The organism is Micromonospora sp. NPDC005324, from assembly GCF_040607155.1.
Lineage (GTDB): Bacteria > Actinomycetota > Actinomycetes > Mycobacteriales > Micromonosporaceae > Micromonospora > Micromonospora trifolii.
This window is the reverse complement of the sequence record NZ_JBEXGE010000052.1, coordinates 1-13,996: the sequence shown is the minus strand read 5'-3', so window position 1 is coordinate 13,996 and position 13,996 is coordinate 1. Positions and strand designations below refer to the sequence as shown.

The following is a 13,996-nucleotide window of genomic DNA, read 5'->3' as shown; positions in this document are numbered from 1 at the left end:
CCGGTCCCGCTCAGCGGGACCGGCTCGCGAGCTCGGGTGTGGTGCTCTCCAACGGCACCGCGTTCGCCGGCACCAGCCCCAACTGGACAGCGGACCGGGTCAACGCCGCGTCCAACGCCCAGTCCGCGCTGACCCGCGTGCGGTTTCCCGGCATCGCCATCAGGTGGTACGCCCGGGTGACCGCCTTGGCCGGCAACCCGGCCAGGTTGACCTGCAACGGGTTCGCCGCCGCGTCCTTGCCGCCCAGGTCGACGACCCAGCCCAGGTCGTGGTGCTTGTACGGCTTGCGGCGGCCGAAACCGTACGACGCGGCGATGTTGTACGCCGCGCGCTTGCCCTGCCGCTGCGCGTGCTGGGCGGTCATTCCGCACACCTTTCCCGGGTTGACCAGGTCGGGCACCGCTGCGGCGTCCCCGCAGGCGAAGACCTCCGGGTAGCCGGGAACGTTGAGGAACTCGTCGGTGACCAGTCGACCCTTGTCGGTCCGCAGGCCCAGCTCGTTGACGAACGGGTCCGGGCGCACCCCCACGCACCACACCAGGGTGCAGGTCGGCACGTACTCGCCGTCGGTGAGCTTCACCCCGTCGCAGGTCGCCTCGGCCACCGAGGTGCCCATCCGCACGTCGACCCCACGCCGGTTGAGCACCTTGTGCGAGGTGTCCGACATCCGCTTGTCCAGCTCCGGGAGCACGCGGGACGCGACGTCGAGCAGCATCCAGCGGGGCCGAACGGTGAGCCGGGGCCGCTGGGCGTGCAGCGCGTCGGTGAACAACTGCCCGTGCGCCGCGACCTCGGTGCCGGTGTAGCCCGCCCCGACCACCACGAACGTGGACCGTGCCTGCTGCTCGGCCGGGTCCTCGGCCTGCTCGGCCAGCTCGATCTGCCGGACGATGTGGTCATGCAGGTAGACGGCCTCGGGCAGGCCACGGAAGCCGTGTGCGTACTCGGTCACCCCCGGGATGGGCAGCAGCTTGTTGACGCTGCCCACGGCGAGCACCAGCCGGTCGTACGCCAGCCGGTTCTTCTCCCCCTCGGCCTGGGTGAAGCCGACCCAGCGGTTCTGCAGGTCGACGTGGTCCGCCTCGCCGACCACCACCCGTACGCCTTTGAGCGTCCCGGTCAGCGGCACGGCGATCCGTTTGGGCTCGACCACCCCGGCCGCCACCTCGGGCAGCAGCGGTAGGTACAGGAAGTAGTCGGTGGAGTTCAGCACCACGATCTCGGCCCGGTCCCGGGCGATCCGGCTCAACGTCTTCGCCGCGTGGTAACCGGCGAACCCGGCCCCCACGATCACCACACGAGGTTTCGTCATTGCGGGCCGTTTCCCGTCGAAGCCCGCGACAAACGTCCTGCGCGCCAGCCGTGCTCAGCTCGGCTGAAGCCGCACGTGGCCGCTGCGGCCCACCGCCTCCAACTCCCACTGTTGGCCGAACGCCCGGACCCGCTCGGCGGTGATCCGGCCCAGTTCCTCGGGGACGTCCGGATCGAGGACCAGCCGGCCCTCGACCGGGTTGACGCCGAGCATGGCGCGGATCAGGGCCAGCGGCGTGCCGGCCGCCCACGCCTGCGGGCTGCACGCGGTCGGGAACGGCACGGCGAAGAGCAGCCGCTTCCGGTCGAAGCCGCTGAGCGCCTCCGGCAGCCGGTAACCGAACTGGTCGGCCGCCTCGATCATCGCCAGACTGATCCGGTTCGACTCGGCCCGGTAGCCGTACCGGGCCAGGCCGAGCGCGGCGATCGAGTTGTCGTGTGGCCAGACGGTGCCGAGGTGGTAGCCGAGGGCGTTGTAGAGCCGCTCCTCCCGGGACAGCGTGCGGATGCCCCAACCGGAGAACATGTCCGGCGACATGAGTTGACGCACCACCGCCTCGGCCCGCTCCGGTGGCACGATCCCGCTCCACAGCAGGTGACCCATGTTCGAGGTCTTGGAGTCGACAGGGTTCTTGTCGCCGTCCAGGGCAACAGCGTAGTAGCCGCCCCGTTCCTCGATCCAGAAATCCCGGTTGAACCGCTCGTGCAGGGTGTTGGCCTCGTCGCGCAGCCGGCGCGCCAACGTGGGGTTGTCCAACGGCCCGTCGAACAGCTCGGCCATCCGCAGCTTGGCGTCGTAGGTGTACCCCTGTAGGTCGCAGGTGGCCAGCGGGAGCACCGGGATTCGGCCATCGGCGAAGACGACGCCGTCCGGGGAGTCCCGCCAACACTGGTTGCCCAGCCCCTCAGGCGAGCGGGTGGCGTACTCGACGTAGCCGTCGCCGTCCCGGTCGCCGTAGTCGTCGATCCAGCGCAACGCGGCCAGCGCGTTGTCCCGCAGGTGCCGGACGGTCTCGTCGTCGCTGGTCCAGCGCCAGTACTCGGAGAGCAGGATCAGCCAGAGTTGGGTGGCGTCGGCGCTGCCGTAGTACGGCCCGAACGGCTTCTCGCCACTGCGTGTCAACTCGCCGCTGCGTACCTCGTGCAGGATCTTGCCGGGCTCCTCGTCGGTGAAGTCGTCGCACGTCTCACCCTGAAGCTTGGCCAGCGCGAGCAGCGCGCCCTTCGCCAGCGCGGGCCCGGCGACCAGCGTCTGATACGCGGTGATCAGGGTGTCCCGACCGAAGACGGCGAGGAACCAGGGCAGTCCGGCACCTGGTAGCAGAATCCGCTGGCCCTTGACCTCCAGGTCGAGCCGCAACGCCGCCAGGTCGTTGCGGGACTGCCGCACCGTGCGCTCCAACGCCACGTTGTCGCTGCGCAACACCGCCCTGTCCTCCACCCACCGGCGCAGCGGGTCGTCGGCCCGGCCGTGGATGACGTCGGCGATGTCGCCCCGGACCGGCTCGACCACCCCCATCCCGGGCGGCAGTGGCACGTGCAGGTCGACCTGCCACTCCTCGCGGGGGCCCAGCTCCAGCTCCCAGACCAAATCGTCACCCTCGACACGGTCGGCCGGCTTGGAGCAGCACACCCGGGTCTGCGCGGAGAAGTCACCGCGCTGGTAGGAGAAGCACAGCTCGGACCCGTCGGCGGCGTGGTCACGGGTGATCTCGGCAGAGCGGTCCCGGACCCTCGACTTGACCTCGAACAGGTCGGCGAAGTCGGCGGCGACGGCCAGCCGCAGCTCCACCCGGACCGGCTCCAGCCGGAAGGAGACCAGTTCCACGCGTTCGTGGAACCCGTCGCCGACGTAGCGCAGCCGCCGCAGGGCCAGCGCGTTCGGCGGCAGCCCCGGCACCTCCGGGTTGGTGAGCACGTACTGCGCGGAGTAGTGGTCGATCGTCTCGGAGCGCAGTACCAGCAGCTGGCTGCCGTTGACGGTCAGGTTCCAGCCGCTGATCAGGCGGGTGTCCAGGTGGACGAGCCCACCGATGCTGCCCGCCGGCACGTCCCCGCACGCGTTGGAGTACAGGAATGTGGGGCCGCTGAGCACCGCGAGGGAGTCGGGGCCCAACTCGGGCGGGATGGCCCGTTGGTCGGCGCTGTCCGCATCCGCGGCGGACAGGCCGGGCAAGGGGTTGGCAGGGGTCGCGCGAACGGCAGCCATGACACCCACCGTAGGAAGCAGGGCACCGAGAGTCATCACCCGGTCCGGGTGAAAGCTGCCGAGCGGCGCTGCTCAACGACTGGCCGGTCAAGCCTGCGGTGCGGTGATCGCCCAGCGCTCGTGGTCGCGCCAGGCGCCGTCGATGAACAGGTAGTCCGGGGAGAAACCCTCCAACCGGAAACCCAGCTTGCGGGCCACCCGCCGCGACGGCTCGTTGCCCGGTTGGATGTTCGCCTCCAACCGGTGCAACCCGACCGAGGTGAACGCATGGTCGATCACCAGGGCGACGCCCGCCGAGGCGTGCCCGGTCCCGCTGTACGGCAGGAACGCCGCATACCCCAGGTAGCCACCACGCAGCGCGCCGAGCACGATCCCGCTGATGTTCACGTAGCCGGCGATCTCACCGCTGGCCCGGTCGCAGATCAGGTAGCCGGCACTGTCGCGGCGACGGATCCGGCGCAGATAGAGCTCGTACTCCTCCGGGCTGGCCGGCGCGGCCAACCACGGGTGGTGCAGGTCCTGACTGCGACGCACGGCGGCGACGAACTCGTCGGAGTCGGTGGGCCGGGGTCGCCGGATCGCGGCGGGACCACCGGTACGCAGGTATCTCACGGCGGATCACTCTGACCGACCAATGCCGCCGTTGTCCAACCGGCCGCCGCGTGCGTGACGCCGCACGATCATGCGGGCGATGGCGGCGCTAGCGGGACGTCAGCAGGCTGAACTCCTGGCCATCGGGGTCGGCCAGCACCAGTCGGCCTGCCCCATCCTGGTCGGTGTCGACTCGCGTCGCCCCCAGCGAGAGCAGACGGTCGACCTCGACCTGCCAGTCGACGTCGACAGCCGGGGCGAGGTCGAGACGCACCCGATCCCTGCCGCCGTTCGGCATGTATGGCGGACCGCCCCAGGAGATCTTCGTGCCTCCGTGCGGCGACTGGATCGCGGTCTCCTCGTCCTGGTCCCAGACCAGCGGCCAGCCCAGCGCCGCGCTCCAGAAGTAGCCGACCGCCTGCGACCCGTCGCTGGCCAGCGCGCCGACGAAGCCGCAGCCGGCGAGGAACTTGTTGCCCGGTGCGATGACGTCGAACTCGTTGCCCTCGGGGTCGGCGAGCACCACATGATCGATCTCCGGGCCCTGCCCGATGTCGGTGTGCCGCGCCCCGAGTTCCAGTGCCCTGGCCACCGTCTGCCGCTGGTCCTCCAGCGAACTGCTGGTCAGATCGAAGTGCATCCGATTCTGGACCACCTTCGGCTGCTGGTTCGGGGCGAAGCGGATGTGGAACTCGTTGTCGTCGGTGGGTAGGAGCAGGACGCCCTCGTGTGGATCGTCGACGATCTCGCGCCCCAGGAGCCCGGACCAGAACTGCGCGAGCCGCAGAGGCTCGCTCGCGTCGAAACTGATCGCGAACAGGTGTGCGGTCATCGCTGCGCTCATCTCCCGTCGGACCGGACGCCGTGCCGGCCGTCGAAGCGGGAGCCTAGGGGTGTGCCAGGTCGACCGCACCCGAGTTTCGCGGCGGCGCGGCGCCGCCAGGGCCGGCCACCGAGGTTCGGGCGTAGTGCCGCATTTCCTGGATGTCCGCGACGTACGGCTTGATCGCGGCGAAGAACTGCCCGAACACCGGGCCACCCCGAAACCCCTTCAGGTGCTCGTCCACCGATGTCCAGGTGATGCGCAGCAGGTAGCAGGCGGGGTCGTCCAGGCAGCGACTCAACTCGTAGTCCACACACTGCGGCGCGGCGCGTAGCGCGACAGCGGCCCGCTCGTACGCCGCCTCGAAACCGTCCAGCCGTTCCTGCGGGACGCGGTACCTGATGTACTCGATCACCATGGCTACAGCTCAACACCCGCAGCGGTGATGATCAAGTACGCACCATTTGGTACGTGCCGAGGGAGGCCACGATGCCCAAGCGATACCACTGCCCGGTGGAGCTCGCCGTCGACGTCGTCGGCGGAAAATGGCGACCGGTGATCCTGGCGCATCTCAAGGAGGGCGTGCACCGCTATGGCGAGCTGCGCCGCCGGATGCCAGGAATCAGCGAGAAGATGCTGACCCAGCGTCTGCGCGAGTTGGAGGCCGACGGGCTCGTCCTGCGGCACGACCACGAGACCACACCACCTCATGTCGAGTACCGGCTCACCGAGGAAGGACTCAGCCTGGCCCCGGTGTTGCGGGCCCTGTACGACTGGGGCGCCGCTCGGGCCGCACGTACCGGCACCGCCATCGACGAACCCTCCGCTGCCTGACTCGACGCGCGCACGCGACCCGCAGCAGGCGGAGGACCGTCGTCGGGAGGCGCGGCGTTGTGATCCACTGGACCGGTGAGCCGAACCCCCTCGATCCCTCCTGCCGCCGTCGAGGAGCGGCTGTCGCGGGAGCTGAACGTCTGGCTGTGCACGGTTCGGCGCGACGGGTCCCCGCACCTGACACCGGTCTGGTTCGTCTACCTCTCCGCGACGTTCTGGGTCGGTTGCGAGAGCCGCAGCGTCAAGGCCCGCAACGTCCTGGCCGACCGGCGGGTGTCAGTGGCCCTGGAGGACGGCAACGCCCCAGTGGTGGCGGAGGGTGCCGCCCACGTGCACCGAGAGGGATTCCCGAGCACTGTCGTCGAGGCGTTCGCCCGCAAGTACGACGGCTGGGACGTCGGCCGGCAGGTCGGCCCGGACGGCGAGCGGGCGCTGCTGGAGATCACCGTGCGGCGGTGGCTGCTCGCGGGCATCGCCCAGTGAGTCGTCCAGCACGGCGACAGCCATCACGCATTGAACCGCGAGCGGCACACCACGCCACCGGCCGGTGCTCATTCGGCCATCCTGCCTCAGCCGGGCGAGCGTTTCCTCAGAGCGGGCCGGGGAACGTCTGTTCCATCGGCATCGGCACCTGGAGGAATGTGGTGCCACGCATGTCCAGCCAGGCCCGGTCCGGCCCGCGCACCAGGCGCACCATCACCTCCTCGCAGGAGGGGCAGCGGGCGACGAGGCCCGGCGCGTGCGAGTAGACGTGCAGGCTGGCCATCGAGCCGGTCGTCCCGCAGTTCTCACAGCGGCCCATCGCGCTGCTCAGGTCGACGGTGAACAGCTCACGCATCGGGCCGTCGAGCATGTTGCCGTCCAGGTACGACATCTCGGTCATCGAATCTCCTCGACACTGCGTGAGTGAGCGGTGGTCAGCCGGTGGGGCCGAAGCGTTCGGTCTTGACCCGACGCGACGGGTGACCGAGCCCCACCAGCAGGTCGGCAACGGTCTCCACGAACGCGGTAGGGCCACAAACGTAGGTGAGTGGTTCCAGGTCCGGTGGCCACCCGTGCGTGTTGACGTCGGCCAGCCCGATCCGGTGCGGCTCACCGCGCCAGCCCTCGGGCGCCTCCCGGGTGTAGACGTACGCGATGTCCAGCCCGAAGTCGTCGCGGCCCCGGCGGCGCAGCTCGTCGGCGTAGATCACGTCGCCGGGGGTGCGCACCGAGTAGATCAACCGGAACGGCGCCCTGCTGCCCACCGCCCGCCGCGCCCGGATCATCGCCATCAGCGGCACGACGCCGGAGCCGCCGGCGACGAGCTGCACCGGCGCGGTCTCCTCGGGCCGCCAGATGAACCAGCCACCGAGCGGTCCGCGTACCTCCACCGGGTCGCCGGCGCCGAAGACATCGATGAGGTACGGCGACACCTCGCCGTCGTGCACCCGCTGCACTGTCACCTCGATGCGCGGCCCTCCCGGCCCGTCCACCGCCGGCCCGGCGATCGAGTACGACCGGGCCGCCTGGTAGCCGTCCGGGGCGGTGAGCCGCAGGTCGACGTGCTGACCGGCCAGGTGCCCCGGCCAGTCCGGCACCTCCAGCACCAGGGTCTGCGCGGTGGGTGTCTCCATCCGGCGCTCCACCAGCCGGCCGACCTGCCAACGGTTCGGCGTCCGGCGCTGGGTGCTCGTCGCCACCGCGCGCTCAGTCACCCTGGTACCGCTGTTCGCGCCACGGGTCGCCGTAGTCGTGGTACCCGGCGGTCTCCCAGAACCCCGGCTCGTCCATCGTCTTGAGCCGCAGGCCGCGCACCCACTTGGCGGACTTCCAGAAGTACAGGTGCGGCACCAGCAGTCGCGCCGGCCCGCCGTGCTCAGCGGGCAGCGGGGCGCCGTCGAAAGTGTGCACCACCCAGGCCTGACCGCCGCGCAGGTCGTCGAGCGGCAGGTTGGTGGTGTACCCGCCGTAGGAGTGCGCCAGCGCGAAGTGCGCCCCCGTGTCGACGTCGGCGAGCAGGGTGTCCAGTGAGACGCCCTGCCAGTTGGTGCCGAGCTTGGACCAGCGGGTGACGCAGTGGATGTCCACCATCGGCGTCTCCTGCGGCAGGGCCATCAGCTCCTGCCACGACCACCGGTGGTCGCTGCCGTTCTCGGCGGAGATGACGAACTCCCAGGTGTCCAGTGACACCCGGGGCGTCGGGCCGGCCGAGAGCACCGGAAAGTCCTCGGTCAGATACTGACCGGGTGGCAGGGCCGGCTCCTGCGTTCGGGGCCGACCCTGAAAGCCCGGTGACACGATTCCCATTGCACAGTCGTACCACCCGCGCCGGTGGGGACGGGAGCTTTCCCGCGTACCCCGTCGTCAGCCGGCGCGGCGCGGTCAGTGCCGCTCCGCGACGACAGTGCGGTCCTCGGGCAGGTCGCCACCCCGGGTGGCGCGCAGGCTGGTCACCGTGACCACCACCAGCACACCGATGATCACGCCGAGCGAGGCCAGGGTGGGGATCTGCGGCACGCTGTCCCAGATGCCGTGCGCCCAGTGCAGACCCAGCTTGAGGCCGATGAACGCCAGGATGATGGCCAGGCCGTAGCTGAGGTGCACCAGCCGGCTCAGCGCCGCGTGCAGGACGAAGTAGAGCGCCCGCAGGCCGAGCAGGGCGAACGCGTTGGTGGCGAAGACCAGGTACGGGTCCTCGGTGATGCCGTAGACCGCCGGCACCGAGTCGACAGCGAAGACGATGTCGGTGGCCAGCACCGCGACCACCACCAGGGCGAACGGCGTGAGTGCCCGCTTCGCGCCCTGCCGGACGGTCATCTTGGTGCCGTGGTAGTCGTCGACCACCGGCATGACCTTGCGCAGCAGCTTCACCGAACGCATCTTGTTGATGTCGACTTCCTGCTGATGCCCGGACATGGCATCGCGCAGCAGCTTCACCGCGGTGGCGATGAGGATGATCGCGAAGAGCAGGAAGGCGAAGTCGAGGGTCTGCAACGCCGCAGCGCCGAGGGCGATGAAGACGGCCCGCAGCACCAGCGCGCCGGCGATGCCGTAGAGCAGCACCCGCTGGGCGAGCACCGCCGGCACCGCGAACGCCGCCAACAGCAGCATGAAGACGAAGAGGTTGTCGACGGAGAGCGACTTCTCGACCAGGTAACCGGTCAGGTACTCGACGCCCTGCTGGGAGCCGAAGCGGGACCAGATCCAGCCGCCGAACGCCAGCGGCAGCGCTATGTAGAACGCCGACCAGCCGATGGCCTCCCGCATGGACACCTCGTGCGGGCGACGGGTGACCAGGAAGTCCAGTACCAACAGCAGGAGGACACCGATGATGGTGACCGCCCAGAGCGTGGGCGTGCCCACCGACGACAGGTCACTGGCGGCGGACAAATAAGACACTTCGGTCATGGCTCTCCTCGAACACCGTCATGTTCGAGGTCTCCTTCACCCACCACCTGATGGGCAACCACCCGAGGCGCGCCGGGCGCGCCGTACTGACCGGAATGGCTCGTGGGAAGTACTCCCCTCGCACGACAAGGTTAGGCCAGGCGGAATCGCCACGCCAAGCGGGACATCAATGGTTGCCCTGGTAAACAGCTGTGTGTTGTCGGCGCGAGCGCTGTCAGCCGCGGCGCAACGTCGCGCCCGGGGCCATCGCCTGCTCGACCAGGCCCCGATAGTCGCGCGGCAGTTGCGTCGCCACGTCGTCGAACTCACCGCCGGTGATCGCCTCGCGCAGGGTGGTGAAGACCGCCCGACTGGCGTCCTCGGCGGCGGGCTCGGGCACACCGGCGCGCAACGCGACCCGGGCAACGAACTCCGCCGCGCCGAACCGGTCCGCCTGCTCGGTGCTCGGGCTCGGTTTGAGCACGAGTTGCAGCGGTTGGGGCAACTGGGCGGCCAGGTCCAGGACCTCACCGCCGGTCAACCGCTCGGCGAACGTCTCCAACACGGCCCGGGTCAGCTCGACCGCCCGCTCGGACGACGTGGCGGTGCGCTGGGAAACCTGGTCGATGAAGGTGTCGTAGTTCATCGCGTACTCCCTTGGGCTCGCGTCGGCGTCTGCGGGTACCCGCGCCGGCCGAGGAGAAACGGCGCCGGGAATCCTGCACCGGGCGGGCGTGACCGGCCGGCGGGCGGGTAACCGCCGCCGGTCGTCACCACATCGATGCCCGAGGGAGCCCACGCCATGGCGAGCTACGCCGACGTCCTGCAGTACCTGTCGAGCCTGGACTACCCGGCCGAGAAGGACGACGTGGTCCGCGAGGCCGAACGGGAGGGTGCCCCGCCGGACGTGCTGAAGGCGCTGCGCGCCCTGCCGCCGGTCGACTACGCCAACGGGACCGAGGTGGCCCGGTCGGCCGGAATCGAGGCGGCGCCCGAGGTCGGCCCCGCCCAGCGGGCCGAGCAGGCCCGGGACAAGAAGCACAACCGGGTCTCGCAGCACCTGCGCGGCATCTGACCCGGCGGTGACGCCCACCTCCCCGACCCGGGAGCGGCCGGGATGACCCGGACCGGCCCCGACCGGCCAGCGGACGTGCGTTTCCCGGCTGCTGCGAAGCAGCTCGCCGTCGTGGCGGTGGTCGGCGTCATTTCCGGCTGCGCCTTCGCGCTGCTGCTGCCCCTGCCGCTCGCCGCGCTGGCCGGCTGGGACGTGGGCGCGCTGAGCTGGCTCGTGCTGGTCTGGCACAAGATCTGGCCGATGGACGCCGAGCGGACCGCCCAACTGGCCGTCCACGAGGACCCCAACCGGGCGATCCGGGACGCCCTGCTGCTCGTCGCCTGCCTGGCCAGCCTGCTGGCCGTCGGGTTGGTGGTGGCCAGCGCGCAGAGCGCGCCCCCCGGAACGGCACGGGAGCTGCACAGCGGCGTGGGCGTGCTCAGCGTGGTGCTCTCCTGGTTCGTGGTGCACACGGTGTTCGCCGCCCGGTACGCCCGGATCTACTACACCGGCCCGGACGGCGGGGTGAACTTCAACCAGCCCGAACCGCCGCGCTACTCCGACTTCGCGTACGTCGCGTTCACCATCGGGACGACGTTCCAGATCTCCGACACCAACCTCACCAGCAACGAGATGCGTCGTACGGTGCTGCGGCACTCGATGGTGTCGTATCTGTTCGGCGCGTTCATCATCGCCGTGACGGTGAACCTGCTGGCGGGTCTGGCCCGGTGAAGCTGGTTTCTCGGCCGCGCAGGCCCCGGGAGTGCGACACGGGGTGGGGCCGATCGAAGGGCCGGGACAGGCGGGCGCCCCTGGTCACGAACCGCGACCCAGGGCGCCACGCAAGCCTGCCCAGGCGGTGAACCGCATCCGAACCGGTCGCGGTCACCAGGCGGTGGAGGTCCACTCGAACCGAGCGGCCAGCACTGCCGGGTCCAACCATACGGCAGAACATCCTCCGTTTGGTCAGAATTTGGGGAAGTGTGGGCCAGGGCACGTCACGGCCGACCGGTCACCTCCGCGTACCGATGCTCCAGGTCAACCCGGGCCAACGCGCCCACCAGCCAGGCCAACTGCTCGGACTCGCCAGTGGCCAGGCCGGCCAGGTCGTCCGCCGACCTGCCCAGCCCGAGCCGACGCGCGGCAGCCAACGCCCACCGGTCCGCGACCGGGGCCACCTCCCGCCACAACGCCTGAGCCTCGCGGAGAAACAGGTCGACGACCTGCTCGTCCACGCCCGGAAGCTCGGCCAGCAGCGCCCGCTCCCGGACCGGGTCGTGGTGCGCCGCCGCCCGCAACCGGCGCAGATCACCCCGGTACCGCTCGACCACCGTCCGAGCCAGGTCACCCAGCACATCGGCAAGGGCGGTCACGTCACCGCGCTGGCCGCTGGCGCGCAGCACCCGGACCCGGTCCTCGTGCAGCGAACGCGCCAGCCGGGCCGCGCTGTCCCACCCCTCGTCACGCACCGCCCGCGCCCCGTCCAACGCCCGCCGGAAGTCACCACGACGGGCCAGCAGCACCGACAGGTAGAGCACCTGAAACAGGCTCGCCGGGTTGTTTGTCACCCGGAACCCGTACTGCTCGGCGAAGCCCCGCCCGCCACCGGCGAGCCGACGCGCCAGACGTTTACGGTCCGCCATCGGAGTGATCAAACTGGTCGCCATGGCGGCGACTACCCGCGCCGCCACCAGCCACACACCCAGCGCCCCGGGCGGGCGTCGTCGTCAGCCGTGCAGGCCGCCGGTGCGGTCGCGGGCCTTGAGGCGGGTCGTGGGCAGGGCAGGCGCCGGCAGCGGCGGCGCCGAATCGTCGGCGACCACACCGAAGCGCCCGTCGCCGGCCATCCAGTCCTCCCGGGCGGCGGCGATCTCCTCATGTGACCGGCCCACGAAGTTCCACCACATCACCAACGGCTCCTCGAACGGCGTACCGCCCAGCAGCAGCAACCGGGCCCCGGCCCCGCCACGCACCGTCAACTCCCGGCGGCCCGAGCCCAGATACAGCAGCGCCCCCGGCTCGAACCCGACCCCGGCCGCCTCCGCGGACCCGGACATCGCCAGCACGGCGTACTCGAAATCCGGCCGCAACGCCATCGTCGCCGGCGCCTCACCGCGCAGCTCCAGCTGCACCCCCACCAGCGGGGTGTGCACCACCGCCGGCGACCGCTGCCCCGCGAACTCGCCGACCAGCACTGTGACGTCCAGATCGCCGTCCCGCCAGCGCGGAAGGTCGGCGTGGTGCGCGAAATCGGCCGCTCCGGCCCGCGCCGGGTCCGGCAGCGCCACCCAGAGCTGCACACCGTGCATCACCGGCGGATGGGTCGCCGGCGAGCGCTCCGAGTGGGCGATACCGTTCCCGGAGGTCATCACGTTCAGCTGGCCGGGCACGATCGGCTGCACGTTGCCGAGGCTGTCCCGGTGCAGAATCTCCCCGTCGAGCAGCCAGGTCACCGTCTGCAGCCCGGTGTGCGGGTGCGGCGGCACCTCCATGCCGGGCCGTTGCGCCACATCGTCCGGGCCGAAATGATCCACGAAACACCACGCGCCGACCATCCGGCGGGCGCGCTGCGGAAGCAGCCGCCGCACCGTGGTGTACCGACCCAACGGCACGTCGTGGCCGGGCAACAACACACTGCCGGGATCGACGTCGGCCACGCCAGGCGGTCGGGTCTGCGCCAGCATTGATTCAGTACGCTCCACCGCCCGACTGTACGCGCACGCCCGTTCGCGACCGCGGCGCTTCCGGCCGGGCGGACGGGGTTCACCAGCCCGTGGCCATGGGGTTGGCCTGGCGTAGGTCGGCCCGGCGTAGGTCGGCCTGGCGTGGGTGGCCTGGCGTGGACTGGCCTGGGTTCATCGGTTGCTGGAGGAGACCAGCACGCTGTTGGCGCCGGCGACCAGGTCCAGGTACAGGCGCCCCGCCGACCGGTCCCAACCCGGCGTACCCAACACCGAGCCCGCGGCCACCCCATCCCAGCGGTCGTCGCGTACCACCACCGAGCCGGCACCGGCACCCGCCCGCACCCGTACCGGAGTCTCCCCGGGGACCCGGACGTCGAGCTGGCTGGTCCCACCGGTGAGCCGTACGGTGAGGATGCTGGCGGGCTGGTCTGAGCCCGGGCCGGTGGGATTGCCCGGGCCGACGGCGGTGATCGGTGGCAGGAGAATCTCGGTGCGGCTGGAACCGCCGGCGAGTTCCACACCGAGGAGCCAGGCCCGGGTCAGGTCCAACACCTGGCTGCTCACCCCGCCGACGAGGTGAAGACGCCAGGCGACCCGCTCGTTAAGCAACACGCGCACGGCCCGTGGCCCGCGCGTACCGGACTCCACGAGGTCAAGCCGCACGGTCTCCCCCTGTACCGCCGGTCGGCCCGCCACACCCGAGCCGGCCGGGGTACTGATCCGGTACAGGTCATCGCCCAACTCGGCCACCCGCAGCTCGAACGAGGACAGCCCGTCCGCGAGCACGAAGGTGCCCTTCTGCCGACCCGCCAGCGGCGCCGTCAACAGTTGTTCGGCAGCAGCACCCGCACCACCGCGGCGCCCCTCGGCCGCGTCCGGGTCAGCGACGCCCCCCGGACGGCCGCCGTCACCCGGACGAGTGCCGTCGGGGCGAGTGGCGTCTACCCGCCAGCCGATCGGATCACTCGGCGCCGATCACCTCACTACGCTGCATCGCCAGGGTAGATCTTGGACAGTTTCCGTCCTGCGGGCGGGCTCAACTGGTGGTTGCAACACCCTTCCGTGATCTTCGTTGGGGTGGTTATGGCGTTGAGGTTGAGCCCGCTGGAGCGGGAGCAGAT

Annotated in this window: 17 protein-coding genes; 4 read left to right on the top strand and 13 right to left on the bottom strand. The window is 70.6% G+C overall.

Features of this window, described 5'->3' with window-relative positions; all coding sequences use genetic code 11:
* Positions 1–10 precede the first annotated feature (10 nt).
* The 5 genes from ABZS40_RS33175 to ABZS40_RS33155 form a co-directional block, all read right to left on the bottom strand.
* Positions 11–1,312 carry an NAD(P)/FAD-dependent oxidoreductase gene (locus ABZS40_RS33175; protein ID WP_354948176.1) on the bottom strand — a complete coding sequence of 434 codons (1,302 nt, stop codon included), beginning with the start codon at positions 1,310–1,312 and terminating at the stop codon, positions 11–13.
* 54 nt (positions 1,313–1,366) lie between these two features.
* Positions 1,367–3,520 (bottom strand): glycogen debranching N-terminal domain-containing protein, encoded by a 2,154-nt coding sequence (locus ABZS40_RS33170; RefSeq protein WP_354948174.1) that lies wholly within the window; start codon positions 3,518–3,520, stop codon positions 1,367–1,369.
* Positions 3,521–3,607: 87 nt separating this feature from the next.
* The gene (locus ABZS40_RS33165) at positions 3,608–4,132 is read right to left on the bottom strand and encodes a GNAT family protein (RefSeq protein ID WP_354948172.1); all 525 of its coding nucleotides are present in this window, start codon (positions 4,130–4,132) and stop codon (positions 3,608–3,610) included.
* Between the two features lie 88 nt (positions 4,133–4,220).
* The gene (locus ABZS40_RS33160) at positions 4,221–4,943 is read right to left on the bottom strand and encodes a VOC family protein (RefSeq protein ID WP_354948170.1); all 723 of its coding nucleotides are present in this window, start codon (positions 4,941–4,943) and stop codon (positions 4,221–4,223) included.
* Between the two features lie 55 nt (positions 4,944–4,998).
* Positions 4,999–5,352: an antibiotic biosynthesis monooxygenase family protein gene (locus ABZS40_RS33155; protein WP_354948168.1), complete on the bottom strand. Its 354-nt coding sequence runs from the start codon at positions 5,350–5,352 to the stop codon at positions 4,999–5,001.
* 71 nt (positions 5,353–5,423) lie between these two features.
* On the opposite strand from ABZS40_RS33155, the gene ABZS40_RS33150 reads away from it, so the two are divergent.
* Positions 5,424–5,768 (top strand): helix-turn-helix domain-containing protein, encoded by a 345-nt coding sequence (locus ABZS40_RS33150; RefSeq protein WP_354948166.1) that lies wholly within the window; start codon positions 5,424–5,426, stop codon positions 5,766–5,768.
* A gap of 75 nt (positions 5,769–5,843) precedes the next feature.
* Positions 5,844–6,251 (top strand): pyridoxamine 5'-phosphate oxidase family protein, encoded by a 408-nt coding sequence (locus ABZS40_RS33145; protein ID WP_354948164.1) that lies wholly within the window; start codon positions 5,844–5,846, stop codon positions 6,249–6,251.
* Positions 6,252–6,357: 106 nt separating this feature from the next.
* Here the strand turns inward: ABZS40_RS33145 and ABZS40_RS33140 are convergent, their stop codons facing one another.
* The 5 genes from ABZS40_RS33140 to ABZS40_RS33120 all read right to left on the bottom strand — a co-directional run bounded on the left by ABZS40_RS33140 (position 6,358) and on the right by ABZS40_RS33120 (position 9,783).
* Positions 6,358–6,651: a DUF6510 family protein gene (locus ABZS40_RS33140; RefSeq protein WP_196922747.1), complete on the bottom strand. Its 294-nt coding sequence runs from the start codon at positions 6,649–6,651 to the stop codon at positions 6,358–6,360.
* 34 nt (positions 6,652–6,685) lie between these two features.
* Positions 6,686–7,384, bottom strand: a complete 699-nt coding sequence (locus ABZS40_RS33135) for a ferredoxin reductase (protein WP_354948213.1) — start codon at positions 7,382–7,384, stop codon at positions 6,686–6,688.
* 73 nt (positions 7,385–7,457) lie between these two features.
* Positions 7,458–8,057: a sulfite oxidase-like oxidoreductase gene (locus ABZS40_RS33130; RefSeq protein ID WP_203124856.1), complete on the bottom strand. Its 600-nt coding sequence runs from the start codon at positions 8,055–8,057 to the stop codon at positions 7,458–7,460.
* 75 nt (positions 8,058–8,132) lie between these two features.
* Entirely contained in the window at positions 8,133–9,158 is a 1,026-nt protein-coding gene (locus ABZS40_RS33125) for a TerC/Alx family metal homeostasis membrane protein (protein WP_354948161.1), read from the bottom strand.
* A 214-nt stretch (positions 9,159–9,372) separates the two neighbouring features.
* The gene (locus tag ABZS40_RS33120; RefSeq protein WP_354948159.1) at positions 9,373–9,783 is read right to left on the bottom strand and encodes a DUF2267 domain-containing protein; all 411 of its coding nucleotides are present in this window, start codon (positions 9,781–9,783) and stop codon (positions 9,373–9,375) included.
* 156 nt (positions 9,784–9,939) lie between these two features.
* On the opposite strand from ABZS40_RS33120, the gene ABZS40_RS33115 reads away from it, so the two are divergent.
* Both ABZS40_RS33115 and ABZS40_RS33110 read left to right on the top strand, forming a co-directional pair.
* Complete coding sequence (locus tag ABZS40_RS33115) at positions 9,940–10,212, top strand: DUF2795 domain-containing protein (RefSeq protein ID WP_030332551.1); 273 nt, start codon at positions 9,940–9,942, stop codon at positions 10,210–10,212.
* Positions 10,213–10,254: 42 nt separating this feature from the next.
* The gene (locus tag ABZS40_RS33110; protein WP_354948157.1) at positions 10,255–10,923 is read left to right on the top strand and encodes a DUF1345 domain-containing protein; all 669 of its coding nucleotides are present in this window, start codon (positions 10,255–10,257) and stop codon (positions 10,921–10,923) included.
* A gap of 266 nt (positions 10,924–11,189) precedes the next feature.
* On the opposite strand, the gene ABZS40_RS33105 is transcribed toward ABZS40_RS33110, so the two are convergent.
* The 3 genes from ABZS40_RS33105 to ABZS40_RS33095 all read right to left on the bottom strand — a co-directional run bounded on the left by ABZS40_RS33105 (position 11,190) and on the right by ABZS40_RS33095 (position 13,700).
* Positions 11,190–11,846, bottom strand: coding sequence for a hypothetical protein (locus ABZS40_RS33105; RefSeq protein ID WP_354948211.1), 657 nt, complete (start codon positions 11,844–11,846; stop codon positions 11,190–11,192).
* Positions 11,847–11,918: 72 nt separating this feature from the next.
* A complete protein-coding gene (locus ABZS40_RS33100; protein WP_354948155.1) occupies positions 11,919–12,893 on the bottom strand; it encodes a pirin family protein in 975 nt (324 codons plus the stop codon).
* A gap of 153 nt (positions 12,894–13,046) precedes the next feature.
* Positions 13,047–13,700: a hypothetical protein gene (locus ABZS40_RS33095; protein ID WP_354948153.1), complete on the bottom strand. Its 654-nt coding sequence runs from the start codon at positions 13,698–13,700 to the stop codon at positions 13,047–13,049.
* Positions 13,701–13,996: the final 296 nt, after the last annotated feature.

Excerpts from the sequence above, each read along its gene's own strand:
- ABZS40_RS33160 (WP_354948170.1), bottom strand. The coding sequence starts at position 4,943 with ATGACCGCACACCTGTTCGCGATCAGTTTCGACGCGAGCGAGCCTCTG.
- ABZS40_RS33150 (WP_354948166.1), top strand. The coding sequence starts at position 5,424 with ATGCCCAAGCGATACCACTGCCCGGTGGAGCTCGCCGTCGACGTCGTC.
- ABZS40_RS33115 (WP_030332551.1), top strand. The coding sequence starts at position 9,940 with ATGGCGAGCTACGCCGACGTCCTGCAGTACCTGTCGAGCCTGGACTAC.
- ABZS40_RS33170 (WP_354948174.1), bottom strand. The coding sequence starts at position 3,520 with ATGGCTGCCGTTCGCGCGACCCCTGCCAACCCCTTGCCCGGCCTGTCC.
- ABZS40_RS33120 (WP_354948159.1), bottom strand. The coding sequence starts at position 9,783 with ATGAACTACGACACCTTCATCGACCAGGTTTCCCAGCGCACCGCCACG.
- ABZS40_RS33155 (WP_354948168.1), bottom strand. The coding sequence starts at position 5,352 with ATGGTGATCGAGTACATCAGGTACCGCGTCCCGCAGGAACGGCTGGAC.
- ABZS40_RS33135 (WP_354948213.1), bottom strand. The coding sequence starts at position 7,384 with ATGGAGACACCCACCGCGCAGACCCTGGTGCTGGAGGTGCCGGACTGG.
- ABZS40_RS33130 (WP_203124856.1), bottom strand. The coding sequence starts at position 8,057 with ATGGGAATCGTGTCACCGGGCTTTCAGGGTCGGCCCCGAACGCAGGAG.
- ABZS40_RS33175 (WP_354948176.1), bottom strand. The coding sequence starts at position 1,312 with ATGACGAAACCTCGTGTGGTGATCGTGGGGGCCGGGTTCGCCGGTTAC.
- ABZS40_RS33110 (WP_354948157.1), top strand. The coding sequence starts at position 10,255 with ATGACCCGGACCGGCCCCGACCGGCCAGCGGACGTGCGTTTCCCGGCT.
- ABZS40_RS33140 (WP_196922747.1), bottom strand. The coding sequence starts at position 6,651 with ATGACCGAGATGTCGTACCTGGACGGCAACATGCTCGACGGCCCGATG.
- ABZS40_RS33125 (WP_354948161.1), bottom strand. The coding sequence starts at position 9,158 with ATGACCGAAGTGTCTTATTTGTCCGCCGCCAGTGACCTGTCGTCGGTG.